This is a genomic window from Actinospineispora eucalypti (assembly GCF_039543365.1).
Lineage (GTDB): Bacteria > Actinomycetota > Actinomycetes > Mycobacteriales > Pseudonocardiaceae > Pseudonocardia > Pseudonocardia eucalypti.
In genome coordinates this window covers 431,593-448,434 of sequence record NZ_BAABJP010000008.1, presented here as the reverse complement: position 1 = coordinate 448,434, position 16,842 = coordinate 431,593, and the positions used below count along the sequence as shown (strand labels likewise).

The window sequence follows — 16,842 nt, the reverse complement described above, 5'->3', positions numbered from 1 at the left end:
GGCGGGTGCGGCCTGGAGTAGACCGGCTCGCGAAAAGGGCTATTTCACTCCGAGCTTGTCGTGCAGCCAGCGCCCCATGATCTGGATTTCGGCATCCACTTCGGGAACCTTGCCCGCGGCGATGACGAACGAGTGCTGAGCACCCTCGAGCGGGCAAGACTGGAATTCGATGCCCTCCTTGTCCAGCCGCCCGGCGAACCAGATGCACTCGCCGTTGAGGACCTCGTGGGTACCCCAGTGCAGGCTGGTGGGCGGCAGACCGGTGAGGTCGGCTCGCATCAGGTTGATCTGCGGGTCGGAGGGAGAGACCCCGGTCCCCCCGATCCAGGACTCGCGGAAGAACTCGGCGATGCCCGGGTTCAGGATGTGGTCGGTGACGCCACCCTTGTCGGCGTAGTCAGGGTGGCTCATCGTCTGGTCGATCCACGGGGAGATCGACACGACCGCGCCCGGGAGCGGGCGGCCCTTGTCGCGCAGGGTCAGCGGCAGGTTGATGGCGAGGTTCCCGCCGATCGAGTGGCCGACGCTGCCGATCTTCTCGGGCGCGTAGCCCTGGGCGAGCAGCCATTCGAAGGCGGTGACCGCATCGTTGATCTGTGCGGGGTGCTTGTTCTCCGGAGCGAGCCGGAAGTTGACGACCAGCGCCCGAACCCCCGCGGCCTTCGCGACGTGGCCCGCGGCCTTGCGGTCGGTGTACATCGAGGTGACGACGCTGCCGCCGAAGTGGAACCAGACGATCGCGTGCTCGCTGCTGGCGCCCTCCGGGATCGCCCATAGCGCCGGAATGCCGTTGACGTCGACCTCGGCATAGGTCACACCCTCGGGCTCGGCGCCGGCGCGATGCAGGCCCTCGGCGATCTCGCGCATCATGTCCAGGCCCTGCCCGGCCTGGGCGACCTGTGCGAAACGGCCGGTGACGCCGTCGAGGAACTCCTCGAACTGCTTGGTCTCGGGGCTGCTCACGTCGTGTCCTCCTCGTTGGGGGCAGTGGTCCGGACTGTCCAGCGGCGCCCGGCTGACCAGCAGTGATGGACGCTAGCAGGCTGACATTAAAATGTCCAGTCAGCATTCGCGGAACGCGTTGTACTCTGATGCACGTGAATGATCGGCTCGACTACGACACAACCAGCTGCTCGATTTCACGAACTCTCGAGCTTGTCGGCGAGAAGTGGACGATCCTGATCCTCAGAGAGATCTGGTTCGGTGCGGAACGGTTCAGCGAGTTCGAGCAGACGTTGGGGTGCGCGAGCAACCTGTTGGGAGAGCGTCTGCGCATGCTCGTCGCCCAGGGCATCCTGACGACCGAGCCCTACCGCGAGCCGGGCGCCCGCACCCGTCATCGCTATCGACTGACCGGCAAGGGCAACTCGCTGCTGCCGATCCTGGTCGCCTTGACCAAATGGGGCGACGAGAACCTCGCCGACGAGTTCGGTCCACCCACAGTCCTCCTGCACCGTGGCTGTGGCGCTCCGATCGGTCTGACGGTGCGCTGCGAAGACGATCACGAGATCGTCGGAGCTGACGAAGTCGATTTACAACCCGGGCCCGGGGCTCGGCTACGCGACGGAACGCTGGCCTCCGAAGACCGATCGTCAGCGGCTCGGCTCCGCTCGCAGGCAACGTCTTAGCGAGTGCCGCGCCCACCGCGTCCCCGGACCGCACAAACGCACGGCACGCTGGCCGGTGATGCGTTGGTGTTCGACGAGTAAATGCCGAGTTTTCCACGCAGGTGATCTTGGGCTTGCCAAGCCGTAGGGGTCTGACCTGCGGCCTTGGTGCCCCCGGGGCGATTCGTACAGCATCCACACGACGCAACCGACCCGCTGAAATGCGGGTTTCCGCAACGCTGACGATCGAGCGGCGTCGTCGGTCGGTGGCTGGCGGTGGCCGATGAGTGCCAACGCCGGTCGGGCAACCCGTGATCGTGGGTTGTGGGTGCAGTGCGCGTGCACGTTGCTCGTCGCGGCCGGGGCTGCGTATGCGTCCTATCGGCACGGTCAGGCGTTCGCGTTGCGGTTCGGCGCGGACGTGACCACGGCGGCTATCTGGCCGCTCATCGTGGACGGGCTGTTGACCACGGCGACGGTCGAATTGTGGAAGCCGGGCCGGGCTGGGAAGTGGCGGGCGTGGTTGGCGTTCTTGTTCGGGGTGGCACTGTCGTTGTGCGCGAACATCGCCTCGGCCCCCGAGCTGAGCGTGTTCGCCATCGCGGTCGCTGCGTGTCCGCCGCTGGCACTGTTGCTCGCGGTGGAGCTCCTGAACCGCGCACTCAAGCGCCACCGCACCGAGACCATGGCCACTGAGACCGGCGCTGGCCCTTCCGAGACGGCCGAACGGGCGGGCGAGGCAAGAGACGGCACCGCCGAGACTGGAAACGAGACCGGGCGAGTGCTGCCTCTCGCGGCGGTCTCGCCTGGTCTCGGTCGCGGGGCAACGACCGCCGAGCGGCGGATGTGGGACTACTACCAGGCTCAACGCGAGCAGGGCCGCACGCCGACCGGCGCCGAACTCGATCGACTTGCCCAGACCAACAATTACGGCCGCCGAGTCCTTCGCCGCTGGCGGTCCGAAGGACGCCTAGCGACGGCAACCCATGATGGCAGGGAATAGGTGGGGTGACCTGATCTCGGTACACCACGAAGTGTCAGGCGCGCTCCGTACCTTCCGTTCCATGCCTCGACCGACACGACGACGCCGGCCCGTGCGGAAGCCAGCGCCCGGAGAATCCGGTACCTGTACCTGATTCAGTCCGATAATGGCGTATTCAAGGCTGGCTGCACTGCGTCCGGTCTCGTTTCCAGTCTCGGCGGTCTCGTTTCCGGTCTCGCCTACCCTGTGGGGCTGTCCCGGAACTGTCAACTTTGGTCTCGTTGGCCCTTGTCCTGACACGGTCAGGCCAATTGCCGCACCTCAGAACAATACGTCTTTGCGGTTACGCATGATTTCTCCCAATAGTCAGAGAGTGTCGATATAATATCCGAGGGCGCCTGCATGCCAGAGTTTCTAGTGCGGCTAACATTCGGTCGTGCCTCGTCGTTTGTCTTGTCCGAGAATCTCGCTACCGTGACTAGCGCGGATTGAAGCGCACCAACGACAATTGCTGAGCGAGGAGGAGTAGCGGTCACCCTGACTGACTTTGGGGTGGGGGTGTAACACCAAGTCGTCGTTGTTCTTCGCGCACAAGCTCAGTCTGGTTCACCTCCTTACCACCGAATTTGCGAAGCTCCTCTTCTAGATTGCTCTTGTGTGATAGCTCGTTTATTAACAGTGACTTCAGTGCGACGATCTTCACAATCCGCTCGTCCACGGTGCCCATAGCCACCAACCGGTGACAGACGACACTCTCTGTCTGGCCCATGCGATGAGCACGGGCTATTGCCTGGTGTTCGGCGGCCGGGGTGAACTGTGGCTCCATGAGCACAACTACTGACGCCTGTTGGTAGTTCTTTCCCACGCCGATCACTTTGATCTGGCCGACCAAGGCGGCAAATCCTGATTGTTTCTTAAAGTCCTCTTCCCGTTGAGCCTTTTCTTTGTCTGATACGGTTCCGTGTATCACGTATGATTCTGACCCGATCGAGGCAGCTGCCGCGTTCAAAACATGTACGTATTCACTAAACACAACCATCTTGCGATCAGCATTCCTTGCCTCGTCGGCGATATCGCGCAATGCTGCCATTTTGGAGCCTGACGATGAAGCGGCAATACGCATGTGTGTCATGTGGCCACTTGCGACGGCAGCCTTATACCTATCAATCTCGTCCGAATTCAGGTCGATTGGTACGTCCACCAAGGTCAGCGGGGGTAGCTCCTGGAGCACGTCGTTTTGCGCTCTCCGCAGGTATCGCCGGGACACAGCGCCTCGAAATTCGTCTGCATCATGGAAGATGTCGTCCGCGGGATCAAATCGCTCTTCAAGTCTATACGCCAGACGTGGATCAACAATCCGAAGCAGATTGATCATGTCTGTTGCCCTATTTACCAATGGTGTCCCAGTCATTAAGATGACTCGCTCAGCCAACTCGCACAGACCAGCGACCGCTCGTGACCGCCTTGTCTTTGGTTCTTTCACATAGTGCGCTTCGTCAGCGATCAAGCAGGTGACGACGATCTCTGATTCCCGCAGTCGTTCAAGCAATTCGTGGGCGAGATCGTATGAGGCACAGAGAATTCCGCCTGAGTGCCGCCAAGCGTCTAAGTTGCGCGTTCGTTCTGTTTGCCCTCGGAACAGCCAAAATCCGATGCTAGGACATGCGGCCGCAGCCTCGTCTTGCCACCCCAGAAGGAGCGACGCAGGACACACAACCACATGGCGGTTGTTTGCGTCGTTGGCCGAGATATGAGCGATCGCGGCAAGTGCTTGGGTGGTCTTCCCTAACCCCATGTCATCGCCAAGAAGTCCACTGCCCACGCAGATACAGAAACGCGTGCCTTCTTCCTGGTAAGGGCGAAGTCGGCGCGCCAACAAAGTCGTATTCAACCTCAAGTCCGCCATCTGCGCGACGAGATCATCATCAACGTCGAGTGCGCGCCGAGAGACCACGTCGCGAACTTCTGAATTGTCGCCTTGAACGTAAAACTGCTCGAGCGAACTTAGGAGGTCAATCGAATTGCGCGACCAATACGTCCGATCGACAGTGACTCCTTGGTGGTGTTCAAGGTGCGCAAGATCTTGCAGTTTGCCGCTAAACGAGCTGAACTCGCCGCTTGACCGGAACGTCGAAGCTTCAGGTTCTAAAGCGTAAAGTAATTCGCGTAACTGCGCGCGTCGATGACCGCCTGTGAACAACCATCGATGCCAGGCCGTATCATGGACTATGCGGCGTGAGCCTCCCGCAAGTCGCTCAAGTGATTTGGAGGCGTTACTGTCCAAGAGCTTCACCAACTCATTCCAAAACCGCACCGCGCGAGCAACCGCGTATTCAGCGCCACTCCATAGATCAAACGGCTTACTAAGCATGAGATCTTCGTGGCGCGGAGCGCTTAAGGTTCGCGCGCGTTCCAGAAGCTTCGTGGCTCCATCGGAGCCGATGCCTGGTGCGGCCGTCAAGTCCTCGGGGGTGCAGCCAAGTACATCATGTGCCGTTCGCACGCCGTGTCGTCGCAAGTTGGTCAGGCCGGCTTGCCGGATGTTCTGGCCGGCAGCCAATTTTTCAAGCGTCATGCCTTGAAGGCGCGCGTTGATTGAGGCGATTCGTTTCTCGCGCGTCGCTCTGTGCAGCGATTGGAGCGCAGCCATCTTCGTTTGATTACGTCGGTCATAGAGCGGGCCAAATTGGCTAGAGAGGTGACGCGCTGCAGTACGAAGTGCGGCACGAGAGAGGTCCCGTTTTGCTGAGCTATCGCTACGGTTACCGCTTGGCACAGATGCCCCTACGAGCTGATCCCTTCGAGGAACTGTTTCGCTAGCTCAAACAGGTGCGAGCCGTGCTCACCAGCCATTGACGCAATCCCAATTATCCGTTGGACGGCGCTGCGTAGGTCACTAGTATGCTTTGCCTCCTCGACTGCATCTGCTACCTCGCGCAATTCAGCTGCCCGATCCGTGTCTAGCGATGCTGCCACCTTTCGAGCCTCAGTAACAATCTCATTTCGCGTGATCGTCTGAGCCTGCCCACCAGAGGTGGTGGAGGAGATATCTCGCACTTTGTTGCGACCGAAGGCCCCAGTGACATTCGCGCCCGATACATGATACTTATCGCCTGCCATTACGTCGCCTCCATTGCTGAAGATGAAATCGCCAATTATTGTTATGGACGGCAGGTGGATACCACTGGTATCCACCTCTGCGGTAGTAGGAGGTCGCGCTTCCTTTCGTCCGGCTTCGTCCAGGTTCAGTAGCGCGACCGTATTCTTTGATGAGATATTTTTGCCCGTGAGTCGAACCTCGCCGGACTCCGCCAAGAGCGCAGTTATGACCCACAGTTCCCGCCAGGACCGTGCGTGCTCGTGTGCGAGTGCCGCAAGCGTCATGCACTTCGTGCGGCTGGCTTCCAGCGATGCCACGATTTCTTTGGCCAACGCTTCACGGGTTTCTTCTGACTGAGCCTCCAGGCGACGGTAGGCGCGCGTAAGCAATACCCAGTTCAGGTGAGCTCGCCAACGCTTCCCAGTGCGCCACAACCATCGTTGCAGCGGACGCGAGGCCGCTGCAAGTAGGAGGGAGGTTCCGATACCCAGGAAGAAGCTGAGGAGACCTCCGAGCGCGGCTTCGGCCTTGATGAAGGCGAGTAGCGAGAGGCTGGTTAATAAGGCGATGCCCGCTATATTCTTCTCGCGTTGGCTCCTCGTTGTTGCTATCCGTGCAAGTGATGTAATTGCTGACGAGCCCCACAGAAGAGTACGAATACCTTCCCCGGAGGGAAGCAGTTGAATGCGTAGCCACAACGCCCCGGCGATTACCGTCACGAACGCGAGCATCATTGCAGCGGGGCTCTGGATGACCCAGAGGAGGGTGAGCCAAATAAGAATAGAGAGAGTCAGCAGCAGAACGTCGTTAGGCTGCAATGCCCCCTCCCTAAAACAACGCCAGCAGAATAATCTACACCGGTTGACGCAAAAGATCATGCTCCATTCGGGCTACGTACACAGCGTCGCACGAGTATCCGGTGAAATACAGAACTGTAACTACAACATTGTTGGTAGAACTTCGAACCTGAGCCGGGGCCGTCAGACTGAGACGAAGGAGTGCGACCCCGGCTCAGGCGATGGCGAGTCGGGGCCAGGGACCAATCGGGCGTCTGCCTGCGCCTTTCTGTAGATATATGCGTCGTGGTTACCGGCACCGGCCTGGCTCACCAGTTGGCCTGATCAGAAGCCTGTCCGCGTGAGCGTGACTCCTCGCAGATACGCCGCTTCGGTGACCTCTACCCAGTCCGAGTGTTGAGCCAGGCAGGCTGATCGACGCCGCACAGGTTTTCTCGTTCCGCCCCAAGACTTGCAGCAGTACGGCTAACGTCTCTATGGCGTCCTTGGCCTGGGGGAACGGAGACGTTCGGGTGGGTGATGACGATCGTGCAGACGCTGATCAGGGTCCGGGAGCATCGGCTCGGCGGGAGGTGCGACGGGCTGCGGCGCGCAGGCTTGATCTGTCCGCCGCGCTACGGCGTGAGTACGAGTTAGAGAGGGGCTTCGGGGCTGCGGCATTGTCGGAGCCGATCACGGCCGCCGAGCTGGAACCGCTGGCATATCGTGGCTGGCGGATCCTGCACGCTCGACAATGGCCAGGCTCCAGCCGAGGTAACGTGGACCACCTCGTGATAGGGCCGAGCGGCGTCGCGGTGGTGGACACCAAGCACTGGTCAGGCAGCATCGCGGTGCGGAACGGCCGGTTGTGGTGCGGTGATGATGACCGGCAGGAGACGGTGGAAGACCTGCTCAGGCTGGTCGCAGCCATTGAGGACGTCCTTGAGGACGTTACGAGTAGTGAGCATGGTGTCGTTGCCGGGTTGTCCCCGATTCACGTGATGCCGGTGTTGGTGTTCACCAGTCATGCCCACGCCAGTGAGCTCGAACCTCGAATTGGGCGAGTGTGCCTTTGTGTGCCTCGTCAGCTTTGTGCGCTCATTTCACGTCGTCCCCACGTTCTTTCGTCCGAGCAGGTGGAGTTGGTCAGTGGGCGAATGATCGAGCAGTTGCCGCCCAGCTCTGCGGCCGGCCTGATCCCGGCGCCGCGTTCGGGAGTCCTTGCGGTGCCGATACAGTCCGAACCCGCGCCACCGGCGGAAGCGCCGCCTCCACCCGCGGATGGTGGGCTGTTCGATTTGGCTGAACTTAATGCGCAGATCGAACGGGCCGCGTCCGAGCCGTTGGTGGAGTGGATGGGGTTCCTGCATCCCGCGCAGAATCGTCTCGTCCGGCGTAGCTTCAACGGTCCCGCTCGAGTGCGTGGGCCGGCGGGAACTGGCAAGACAGTGGTCATGTTGCACCGGGCCGCATGGCTTGCGGCCACCCGCCCCGGTCGCGTTCTGATCACCAGTTTTGTCCGTACGATGACCCACCAACTTGAACCTGTATATCGGCGGCTGTCCCCACAGACGGTGGATAGGGTGGACTTTCTGGGCATACATGAGCTGGCCCGTCAGTTGCTTGCGGATGCGAATCAGTCGAAGGCCACCAACGGGCGAAAGATCGAGGCAGCGTTCGGACAAGCTTGGAATAGAGTCGGCGCGCGTGGCCCACTCAAGGCCATATGCGCCAATCCGCAGTACTGGCAGGAAGAGATCAACAATGTCATCAAGGGCCGTGGACTGCGACGACTTGTCGAGTATGAACGTCTCGAACGGCGTGGTCGATCCATCCCGCTTACCGGTGAGCACAAACGTCACGTCTGGGATCTGCTGATCGCATATAACGAGCAATTAGAACGGCGAGGTACGCACGACTACAACGACTTGCTGTCCGCTGCGGTTGATCTGGTTGAGCAGGCGCCGCCGGAGCCGGGCTGGTCTGCGGTCCTGGTGGATGAGGTCCAAGATCTATCTATGCTGGGCTTGAAACTCTGTGGGCTGCTTGCGGCGCCGCAAGCTGATGGTCTCTTCCTTGTCGGCGATGGCCAACAAGCCCTCTATACGGGGGGATTCACTCTGGCGGAAGCTGGAATATCCGTTCTGGGTCGCGCGACGGTGTTGAAAGTTAACTACCGGAACACCCGTCAGATTATCGACGCCGCGCATCAAGTCGTCAGTAACCACGAGTTCTTTGATCTTGACCCTATTAGTGAACGGGGCGTTCGTGATGTCAAAGTCGTACGCGAGGGTCCGCCTATAGCGCGGGCTTACGGACAGAGCAAATCGGATCTTTCGTTTCTTCTGGTGGCGGCGATTAAACGTGATCATCATCGGTTTGGAGTGAAGTATGGAGAGATGGCTGTCTTAGTGCATAGCAAGATAGATGCGGCGTACCTGCGTGACTATCTCGCTGGATACGACATCGATGTCATTGATCTCAGCATTTGGGACGGCGAACCCGATCATAGGGTTAAGGTTGGAACTGTGCACCGTTCCAAGGGTCTCGATTTTGCTGCCGTCTACCTTCCCACGTTCGCTAGGTCAACCAATCGCGGGAACCATCCAGACCGAGTCGAGCGTGAAGCAAGACGAGCCCGTCAGGAGTTCGTTGGGAGAACCCGAGCACGAGATCGACTCTGGACCGGCACCACTGAGTGAAAAACATGAGTCATCTTGGCTCACGTGGAACGTTCACCAAGGCCACGGCCGAGTTGTGGAACCTGGTTGGGTCGGAAAACGGCGAGCGTGGCGGGCGTCCGATCCTGTTTGGCGTCGAGTCGATACCGTGCGCGCAACCGCTTGGCGTCCTGGATGGCGGCCACCAGCGCCAGCGAGTTCGTTCCGCACTGGAGCCCGGTACCTAATTCCAGTGGGTCGGGTACCCAGGAAGATCCGCGCCTCCTCGCTGCTGTGCGTGAGTCGTTGGTGTCAGTGGAGGGCGCGCCGTTGCTTCATTCCCGGACCCAACGCCTAAACCGGAGCTTGCGCGGTTGGTCCGTCGCTCGTTTAGTGAGCCATGCGGCATTACCTGGGAGCACGTGGTTTCTCGGGTCCGGAGTGAGGAACTGGTGGAATTGGCAGCGTTCCTCGGTGTGTTCGACCAGGGTTGGAGGCCCGCCTTCCAGCGGCTCGATGTCTTCGTAGGGCACCGATGGATCGCCGACGAGGTGGACCAGTTGAGCTTGGCATTCGCCGCATTGGGAGCGGTGATCGATGGTGGCCATCAGTTCAGCTCCGTCACTTCCTGCGCAGGCGAGTCAACCCAGAGCCGGTGTTGATCGGGGGTGACTGTGAGTCCGAATCGCTCCCAGCGTGGCTCGCCCATCTGTAGCCACCGGGTGTGAGCCTCTTCAACCTGCTCCCACAGCCGTGTTGGGCCACCTTCCCGAACTTGGGCGGTCGACAGGTCCACCTCACACCAGGAGCCGTCCGGCGCGGACAGCATCGACGCTTCTGGTGCCCGGGTAGTGGCGTTGAGTCGGAAGCCACGGGTCAGGTTCGCCGGCAGGGCGAGGCTGGCGAGCATCCACACTTCACGGTGCGTATTCCACGGCTGTGCCGGCGCGCTGGTCATGCGCCGACGAACGAGCGACGCTTGGGGTTGGCACGGTGTGGGGGTTTCCGCGTGCTCGGGCTGGCGTAGGTCCATGAAGGCCGCCCAGCGGCCGGTGAACCGGCCTTCGAGCCGATCGTCGGACCGGTGCAACATTGCCAGGTTCCCGGCACCCGGGCCGAGCTTGAGGTCAGCGAGTAGCAGGCCATCAGTGGTGAGCTGCTCGGCCCAGGACCATGGAATCCGCTGCACTGAGCACGTAGCGATGATCCGGTCGAATGGGGCGAACTCGGCCCACCCGGTGGCGCCGTCGCGGGTGGCGAGATGTGGGTGGATGCCGAAACTGGCCAGGCGCTCGCGTGCCGGTTCGACCAGGCCGGGGTCGACGTCCACGGAGTACACCCGGTCGTCGCCGAGCCGGTGGGCCAGCAGGGCCGCGTTGTAGCCGGTGCCGGTGCCGATTTCCAGCACCCGGTGGCCGTCGCGGACGTCGAGGGTTTCCAGCATGCGCGCCATCAGGTCCGGTTTAGTGCTGGATGAGATGGCCACGCCGTCCTCCAACGCCGTGACCAAGGTCGTAGGCGAGTAGGCGAGGTCGAAGTCGTCGTCGAGTTGCTCCCACGAGCCGTCGGGCCGCTGGCGGTAGCTGACCGGCACCAGCAGGTGGCGTGGGGTTTCCGCGACCGCCTTGGCCCAGACCGGATCGTGGATGTCGCCGGCTTCGACCAGTTGCTCGGCCAGCCGGGCGGCGTAGGGCTGCCAGGTGCTTTCCGTGGTGGTCATGCAGCCCCCGCGAGAAGGTTGGCCAGTTGTTCGGTTAGCGGCGCACCGGTGTTCTGCTCAATGTATCCGTACTGGCCGGCCGGGTTGATTTCCAAGAACACCCACTCGCCCTCGGGAGTGATCACGAAGTCGAGTGCTCCATAGACCAGGTCGAAGCCCTTCAAGAGCGCTCGGATCCCGGCGGCGACCGCGCCGGGTGGTTCGACCAGCTCGTAGGACAGGCTGTCGTAGTCGGTGCGGTAGTCGACATAAGCCCGTTTGCTGCCGGCGGTGATCGCGGCGGCGGTGACGTGTCGGCCGATCACGATGACCCGGCACTCCTGTGCCTTGGGTACCCAGCGCTGGAACAGGTGCGTTGTGTGTTCGATGCCGGCCAGGTCGGCGAAGTCGGCTTCGGCCAGCAGGCGGGTGTAGACGTTCTTTCTAGTGCCGTCCTCCTCGATGGCCATCCCACCGACGAGCTTGGTCACCGTCGGCCCCTCCGAGCCGAACTTCCGCGCCGCGTCCGGCTCATTCGTGATCAGCGTGTCCGGCACGGCGAGCCCCGCCATGGCCGCACGGACCAGCTGGACCGGCTTGTACGCCGCGTCCGCCACGCGGTTGGGGTGGTTGCACCACAGCACCGGCAGGGAGGCCAGCACGCCCCCGAGTCCGTATTTCGCCTCGACTCGAGCGTGTTCGGCCTCGACCGGCGACATTTCCGGCGGCATTCGGTACGCCTCCGGTGAGCGGTACCAGACCGAGGAAACTTCGTCGAGGTCGATCGCGCCGCGCGGGGTCGACAGCTGGCCCTGCCAACGGCCACGCAGCTCAGTGCTCACCTGCATCTGGGCGGGGAACCAGCCGGTGTTGACCCGGTGCACGGTCGCGTCGCGCCGGGTCAACATCGGGATCATCTGATCGACGCTTGGATCAAAATCTCGGGCGAGGATCAGCACGCTCACACTGGGCTGCTGGGGGAGTCGGGGTGGAAGTCGTACTTCCAGTCCTCGCTCGGCCCTTCGTCGCCGTCCAGCGTGGACACCGAATCCGCCGATGCCTCGCCGTCCGCGGTCACCGGAAACCCTTCCGGCGTGACCGCGATCTGTCGGTCATGGTCGTAGCGCCACGAGGTCACGCCGGCGGCGCGGCCCAAGGGCTGCGCGCCGCGCAGGTTCCACGGCCGCACGCCAACCGGGGACGGCGCAGCGTTGCCGGCCTGGATGTCCGTGGGCCGAGCGAGCCCGAACTGGGCGGAGTGCGAAGCGATCGGGCCGTGAGCGAACTCGGTGGGTGTGGGATTGGTGGTGAGCAGGGGCATGACCTGTTCCTTTCTTCGATTCCGTGCGGTTGTTGATCAGGCATTTGTGCTTGTGGTGCGGCGGTGTCAGCATCGCCCTTCGGTCCGCCTGCTCGTGGCGAATTCGGCGGATTCGCCGGTGACGGGTGGCGGTCTATCCCAGCCGAGTCGCTGGCGGGGCCTCGCGGGCGCATTTCCAATGGGCGCAAGGAAACGGCCGCCCCGGGCAGCCGGTGCATGTCCCGTTGGCGGCGGGCTGGTGGGTGTGCTCGGTGGTGACCAGCACTGTCGGATGGGTGCACATCAGGTCCACGAAGCCGCGCACCCGTCGCCGAGTCACGCATCGACGCGGACGACATGGTCGGACTCCGCAGGACACACAGCGGCGCCGAGCGTGGTTGCGGCCTGCCGGGCCAGGTCGCACGGGTAGCGTGCTGGTGGGTGCTCGCTGCATTCCATGCAGTTGCCCCACGGGTCACGCAGGTGCGTGTCGATGATCTTCTTGGCTTGCTCCAGGTCGCCCTGATCCGGCATCGTCAGGGTGCGGTCGTTGTTCCCACCATGCACACAACGACCGTATTAACGCAGGTCAAACCGGCGGGTACGATTCATACCCTCACCCGAATGGACTAGGCGGCGATGCCGACCTGTTCGCATAGGGCGGTCACGTCCGAGGCTAGGCCTGTGGGCGGGCGGCTGCGCAGATCGACCAGCATCTCTCGGGCGTAGCCGTTGTAGCGGATGGTCTCGATCGCGGCGCGCGCCGACTGGGACAGCATCGCCCAGGACGCAACCCGCTCGTCGCGCTCGTGGTAGGCCCGCGCGACCTCGATCAGGTGCCGGGACCGCCGGGGCACCGAGGCAATGTCGCCAGGCTCGAACGCCTCGGCGTGGCGCAGTGCCTCCCCGGGGTGGCGTAGCTCGACGCCGAGCGTGACCGCGTGCGCCTTGATCACCGGCAGTGAGAAGGAACTCTGCACGTGCCGGTAGCCCGGGCCGAGCTGGCGGGCGATCTGTTCGGCGCGTTCCCAGCGTGCCCAGGCCTCGCCGTGGCGGCCACGGCGCGCCCACACGTAGGCGATCTCCGCTTCCAGGGCGCCGACCATGCCGCGCCAGTCGTCCGGGGCGTTCTCCATGTACGGCGCCAGTTGGCCGGCCGCGTCGTCGGCGAGCGCGATCGCTTCTTCCCACCGGCCGGAATCTCGCAGTGCCTGGACCATCGCCCAGGCGCCGCCGGCCGTGGCGTACGGGTCGTCCGCTTCCTGCCCCTCGGTCAGCGACCGGTCGGCGACCATCCAGACCAGCTCGGGTGAGGGCTGGTAGGCGACGTAGAAGTCGGTGAGCGCGTACACGCCGGCCAGGACCCGGCGGGCATCGCGCCGCTGCTCGCCCTCGGTGGTGCGGGCGGCCTGCTGGGCATCGCGGATCAGCGACGGCAGCAGCGCGCCAAGCTGGGTGCGATGGTCAGAGCTGGAGTGGCGGACCCGCCACGCGTTCGCCAGCTGCAATCCGAGGTACTCGATGTTCGGCGGCTTCGCGGCCGGGGTGATCCGGTAGTCGGTCAGCGCCGCTTGCACCGCGCCCAGCGCGGCGTGCCGAGGCCCCGCGTACACCGACACCGGTACGGCGAACCCGTTCCCGGTCAGCTCGGCCACATCGGACATGCCGAGGGCATCGGCGATCTGCGCGAGCATCTCCAGCCGGGGGGTCTGGATGCGGCCGTTCTCGACGCGCTTGAGCCACTCCGCGGACATGCCGATCAACCCGGCTAGCACCGGGCGAGACAGCCCCGCGCGCTCGCGCGCGTCCTTGATGCGCTGCCCCACCCTCGGCGCGGGCGCGCCGCTACCCTCGTTCAACGTCCGACACCACCCTGTCGGCGAGCTCTCCCGTCGACCAGAGCCGCAGCCGGCCAGCCTGGAGGACGCTTGCAGGGCGAATGCTACGCCACAGCTAGATGCGCGCCCCGGCAAATGATCAATTCAGGCTGTGCAAGCTCTGGCAGCCATTCACCTCGGCCGACCTGGACAAGACCGACCAGACCGAACCACCCACCGGCCCACCGCCAACGACGCGGCGCTGCTCGACGCGCTGCCTCACCTAGCGATCAACCTGTACCGCGCACCCGAGGAGCTGCTGCGCCAGTTGTTCGAGATCATCAAACTCACGATCCACGAACACGACAGCGGCAACATGGCCATCACCATTACGCTGCCCGCCGACGATCTACCCGCCATCGCTGACACAGCCGAATGGATCACCAAAATAATGTCCCCACACGACGACGACCCGGGCCAAACGGCCAACAGCGGGTTTCGTGTAGATGCTGGTGCCCCCGGTCCGACTCGAACGGACACTGGACGGATTTTGAGTCGGCACTTGAGGCAGGTAAACCGCCCCTGACCTGGGCAAACAGTGACTGCATGTTGCCTCGAGAGGCAGAAAAGGCACGATTTGGCAACAGTTGGCGGACAGCTTGGAGGACAGCCAAATCGTGGGTCTGAGCGCTTCCGAGCGAAGCGTAAACGATCAACCTGTGCACATTCCGTGAGCAGATGCGCACTGATTGTAACTGTTGGAAGGAACTTGCATCCGTCCAGGAAGCGAGGCCGTCACCGGGCATCGCGAGTGGACTCTCGGGAAGGGTCTAGAAGGGGCTGTGATGCCCTCAGAGGGCAACTGGACCCGCCGGCTGATTTCGACCCGTCAGCGCTGCCGAGCGTGCCGTAACGGCGATTTGGCGACCCCGTGGACGTCCGGCGGCGGCAATCGAGGAACGAACTATCCTCCCGGTGCCAGGAGCGTGGGATAAAGACAGTATGGATGCGTGCGCTCATCCTTCGCGAAAGCGCCATGCACAGCTGCGGCATCAGCCACGTGCGGCGCCGTTGTGGGCCGGCGACCCAGACGACTGGGAGCTCGTACGTGCCGTACCGCGTCCCCCACTCGTCTGCCCTGAGCCCGGGTGCGATGTTGAGCTGATCTCCTACGAGAATCGCAACAACCGGTACAACCCGCGCATCTTCAAGTTCAAGGTCGCCGGCCGAACCTGCAATCATTGGGACGTTGCCGGCTTGGGCGGTGGACCACCGAGCCCGCAGCACGAGTGGCTGAAGCTCTACCTTGCTCGGATCGCGCAGAGCCTCGGGTACACCACGACGCCGGAGCATCCACCGACCAGAGCCGACGTGTTTGTACACGAGTGTTCTTACTGCCTCGAGGTACAGTTGCGTCCGACCCAGTTCCGCCAGCGGACAGCATCTCGCGAACGCAAGGGCACGAAGGTCTGTTGGTTCATCCGCGAGGGACTGGACAGTGTCGCGGTGCGCAAGGCGCTGTTTGGCTTGCCAGCGGTTCGGTTCCGGGTGGTCGACAGCAGCGAGACGGCACGGCTGATCGCACCGTGGGAAGACCCTGACAACCGCGAACTCACCGAGCGAGCCAAGCTGCAAGCGTTTGGCACACTCGCCTACCTCGATCGAAGGCAGGAGCGAGGCTCCCCTCTCGCCTTCCGAACACGGACGATGGATGGGGCGAAATTCCTCCAGGAGATTCTGTCCGGACAGCGACGGTGGTATCGGCCGAGCATGCTCGGTCGGAGGAGCGGGTTATGGGCATTGCGAAGCGATGTCGGGTTATACTTCGCTCAGCGAAATCGGCAGCTCCTGTAGCCAAGGCAACGCATAAAGCGTCGGCCATTATGCCTCAGTTGACTCTGGCTCACTCTCAACGTCAAGGCCCTGGATTAGATCTTCTGGAAGCACGGCTCTGAGGCGTTCCTTGATCTCCTTTTCGAGGATCTTGTTGCCGAGTGGAACGACGCAATATTTGACTACGGCACGGTGCTTCTCAGGTGCCGGGCAGCAAAGGACACCGAGAACGCGGAGCGCGAAGAGGACCTTCTTGTGATTGAACGAGTGATCAATCATCTGCTCCACGACGCTCCACGCCTTTTTTACGGCAAGCTTGACCAGCGGCCGAGTGACAAGCTTTCGCTTCTTCTGATGCTCAGAATGTAGAATAGCGTCGGTAACCCAATTCGGTATCTTATCGAGTGCCTTCTCGAAGAGTTCCAGAGCCTGAGCAAGGGTCGCGAAGAGATCGCACCAGAAGTGCTTTGTTAAGTCACGACGGACAAGTGGCTTAGCGCTTTCCTCGAGGTAGTCATCAATGACTTTGCTGGTGGGCTTGGCTATGGCACTGCCGAGCTTGTCGATCGCCTTAACCACTGCGTCGTCAGCGACATCGAGGTGGGCAAGCTGCTGCAGCTCACTTTCAGGTTCCTCGCCGCCGGTTGGTAAGGAGCCTTTTTCGTTGGGGATCGATGTCGCTGGTTCGGTACCACGAAGCCGTTGAGCGCAGGCGGCCCAGTTGTGGGCTAGCCAGCGAATAACGCCAAGTTTCGCAGAGTCTGCGGCTGCTTCCCGATTGAATCGGTTGGACTTTTTAGTATAGGGGTCAAAGGACGCCCGCCATCGGTCATCTGCCTCTCTTTCACGTGCCTCGCGCTCGTTTGTGCGGCTCGGTGCGGCCAACCAGAGACCGCCCACCCAGCCGTGCTCAGATCCTCCACAACCGGTGCACCGGCAGATATGGCCTGTTGCATCTGCGCAAGCCTTGGTATGCACAATGTCCTCCCCCGACAACACACACTTCAATGAGCGCGTAAGAAGCGTGCTTGAACCGCCAGCGCGGCGGATGGCTTCGGCCGAGGATCA

General features: G+C 62.5%; 14 protein-coding genes. 4 read left to right on the top strand and 10 right to left on the bottom strand.

The genetic code is table 11. The features are described 5' to 3' along the window. Positions 1-39 precede the first annotated feature (39 nt). Positions 40-963 carry an alpha/beta hydrolase fold domain-containing protein gene (locus ABEB12_RS13095; protein WP_221498142.1) on the bottom strand — a complete coding sequence of 308 codons (924 nt, stop codon included), beginning with the start codon at positions 961-963 and terminating at the stop codon, positions 40-42. 134 nt (positions 964-1,097) lie between these two features. Between ABEB12_RS13095 and ABEB12_RS13090 the strand changes: the two genes are divergently transcribed. Both ABEB12_RS13090 and ABEB12_RS13085 read left to right on the top strand, forming a co-directional pair. Then, positions 1,098-1,628, top strand: coding sequence for a winged helix-turn-helix transcriptional regulator (locus tag ABEB12_RS13090; protein WP_185061570.1), 531 nt, complete (start codon positions 1,098-1,100; stop codon positions 1,626-1,628). A 262-nt stretch (positions 1,629-1,890) separates the two neighbouring features. Next, positions 1,891-2,610: a DUF2637 domain-containing protein gene (locus ABEB12_RS13085; RefSeq protein ID WP_185061571.1), complete on the top strand. Its 720-nt coding sequence runs from the start codon at positions 1,891-1,893 to the stop codon at positions 2,608-2,610. A gap of 511 nt (positions 2,611-3,121) precedes the next feature. On the opposite strand, the gene ABEB12_RS13080 is transcribed toward ABEB12_RS13085, so the two are convergent. Both ABEB12_RS13080 and ABEB12_RS13075 read right to left on the bottom strand, forming a co-directional pair. Beyond that, a complete protein-coding gene (locus ABEB12_RS13080; protein WP_185061572.1) occupies positions 3,122-5,239 on the bottom strand; it encodes an SNF2-related protein in 2,118 nt (705 codons plus the stop codon). A gap of 134 nt (positions 5,240-5,373) precedes the next feature. Then, the gene (locus ABEB12_RS13075; RefSeq protein WP_185061573.1) at positions 5,374-6,507 is read right to left on the bottom strand and encodes a hypothetical protein; all 1,134 of its coding nucleotides are present in this window, start codon (positions 6,505-6,507) and stop codon (positions 5,374-5,376) included. A gap of 638 nt (positions 6,508-7,145) precedes the next feature. On the opposite strand from ABEB12_RS13075, the gene ABEB12_RS13070 reads away from it, so the two are divergent. Continuing rightward, entirely contained in the window at positions 7,146-9,167 is a 2,022-nt protein-coding gene (locus ABEB12_RS13070) for a UvrD-helicase domain-containing protein (protein ID WP_185061574.1), read from the top strand. 293 nt (positions 9,168-9,460) lie between these two features. Here ABEB12_RS13070 and ABEB12_RS13065 read toward each other — a convergent pair whose 3' ends face one another. The 6 genes from ABEB12_RS13065 to ABEB12_RS13040 all read right to left on the bottom strand — a co-directional run bounded on the left by ABEB12_RS13065 (position 9,461) and on the right by ABEB12_RS13040 (position 13,983). Beyond that, the gene (locus ABEB12_RS13065) at positions 9,461-9,733 is read right to left on the bottom strand and encodes a hypothetical protein (protein WP_185061575.1); all 273 of its coding nucleotides are present in this window, start codon (positions 9,731-9,733) and stop codon (positions 9,461-9,463) included. Further along, positions 9,733-10,845 (bottom strand): methyltransferase domain-containing protein, encoded by a 1,113-nt coding sequence (locus tag ABEB12_RS13060; protein WP_185061576.1) that lies wholly within the window; start codon positions 10,843-10,845, stop codon positions 9,733-9,735. The genes ABEB12_RS13065 and ABEB12_RS13060 overlap by 1 nt, the downstream gene beginning before the upstream one ends. After that, positions 10,842-11,789 (bottom strand): MvdC/MvdD family ATP grasp protein, encoded by a 948-nt coding sequence (locus tag ABEB12_RS13055; protein ID WP_185061577.1) that lies wholly within the window; start codon positions 11,787-11,789, stop codon positions 10,842-10,844. Before ABEB12_RS13055 ends, ABEB12_RS13060 begins: the two co-directional genes overlap by 4 nt. Next, positions 11,786-12,145 carry a putative ATP-grasp-modified RiPP gene (gene tgmA / locus ABEB12_RS13050; RefSeq protein ID WP_185061578.1) on the bottom strand — a complete coding sequence of 120 codons (360 nt, stop codon included), beginning with the start codon at positions 12,143-12,145 and terminating at the stop codon, positions 11,786-11,788. Before tgmA ends, ABEB12_RS13055 begins: the two co-directional genes overlap by 4 nt. 315 nt (positions 12,146-12,460) lie before the next feature. Next, a complete protein-coding gene (locus tag ABEB12_RS13045; protein ID WP_185061579.1) occupies positions 12,461-12,691 on the bottom strand; it encodes a hypothetical protein in 231 nt (76 codons plus the stop codon). A gap of 62 nt (positions 12,692-12,753) precedes the next feature. Continuing rightward, positions 12,754-13,983, bottom strand: coding sequence for a helix-turn-helix domain-containing protein (locus ABEB12_RS13040; RefSeq protein WP_185061580.1), 1,230 nt, complete (start codon positions 13,981-13,983; stop codon positions 12,754-12,756). A 130-nt stretch (positions 13,984-14,113) separates the two neighbouring features. Here ABEB12_RS13040 and ABEB12_RS13035 point away from each other — a divergent pair, with 130 nt between their 5' ends. Further along, positions 14,114-14,527 carry a hypothetical protein gene (locus ABEB12_RS13035; protein ID WP_185061581.1) on the top strand — a complete coding sequence of 138 codons (414 nt, stop codon included), beginning with the start codon at positions 14,114-14,116 and terminating at the stop codon, positions 14,525-14,527. 1,295 nt (positions 14,528-15,822) lie between these two features. Here ABEB12_RS13035 and ABEB12_RS13030 read toward each other — a convergent pair. Then, on the bottom strand, positions 15,823-16,659 hold the full coding sequence (locus ABEB12_RS13030) for a hypothetical protein (protein WP_185061582.1): 837 nt from the start codon (positions 16,657-16,659) through the stop codon (positions 15,823-15,825). Positions 16,660-16,842 lie beyond the last annotated feature (183 nt).

Coding starts and splice junctions, on each gene's coding strand:
- ABEB12_RS13085 (WP_185061571.1), top strand. CDS start 1,891: ATGAGTGCCAACGCCGGTCGGGCAACCCGTGATCGTGGGTTGTGGGTG.
- ABEB12_RS13080 (WP_185061572.1), bottom strand. CDS start 5,239: ATGGCTGCGCTCCAATCGCTGCACAGAGCGACGCGCGAGAAACGAATC.
- ABEB12_RS13065 (WP_185061575.1), bottom strand. CDS start 9,733: ATGGCCACCATCGATCACCGCTCCCAATGCGGCGAATGCCAAGCTCAA.
- ABEB12_RS13060 (WP_185061576.1), bottom strand. CDS start 10,845: ATGACCACCACGGAAAGCACCTGGCAGCCCTACGCCGCCCGGCTGGCC.
- tgmA (WP_185061578.1), bottom strand. CDS start 12,145: ATGCCCCTGCTCACCACCAATCCCACACCCACCGAGTTCGCTCACGGC.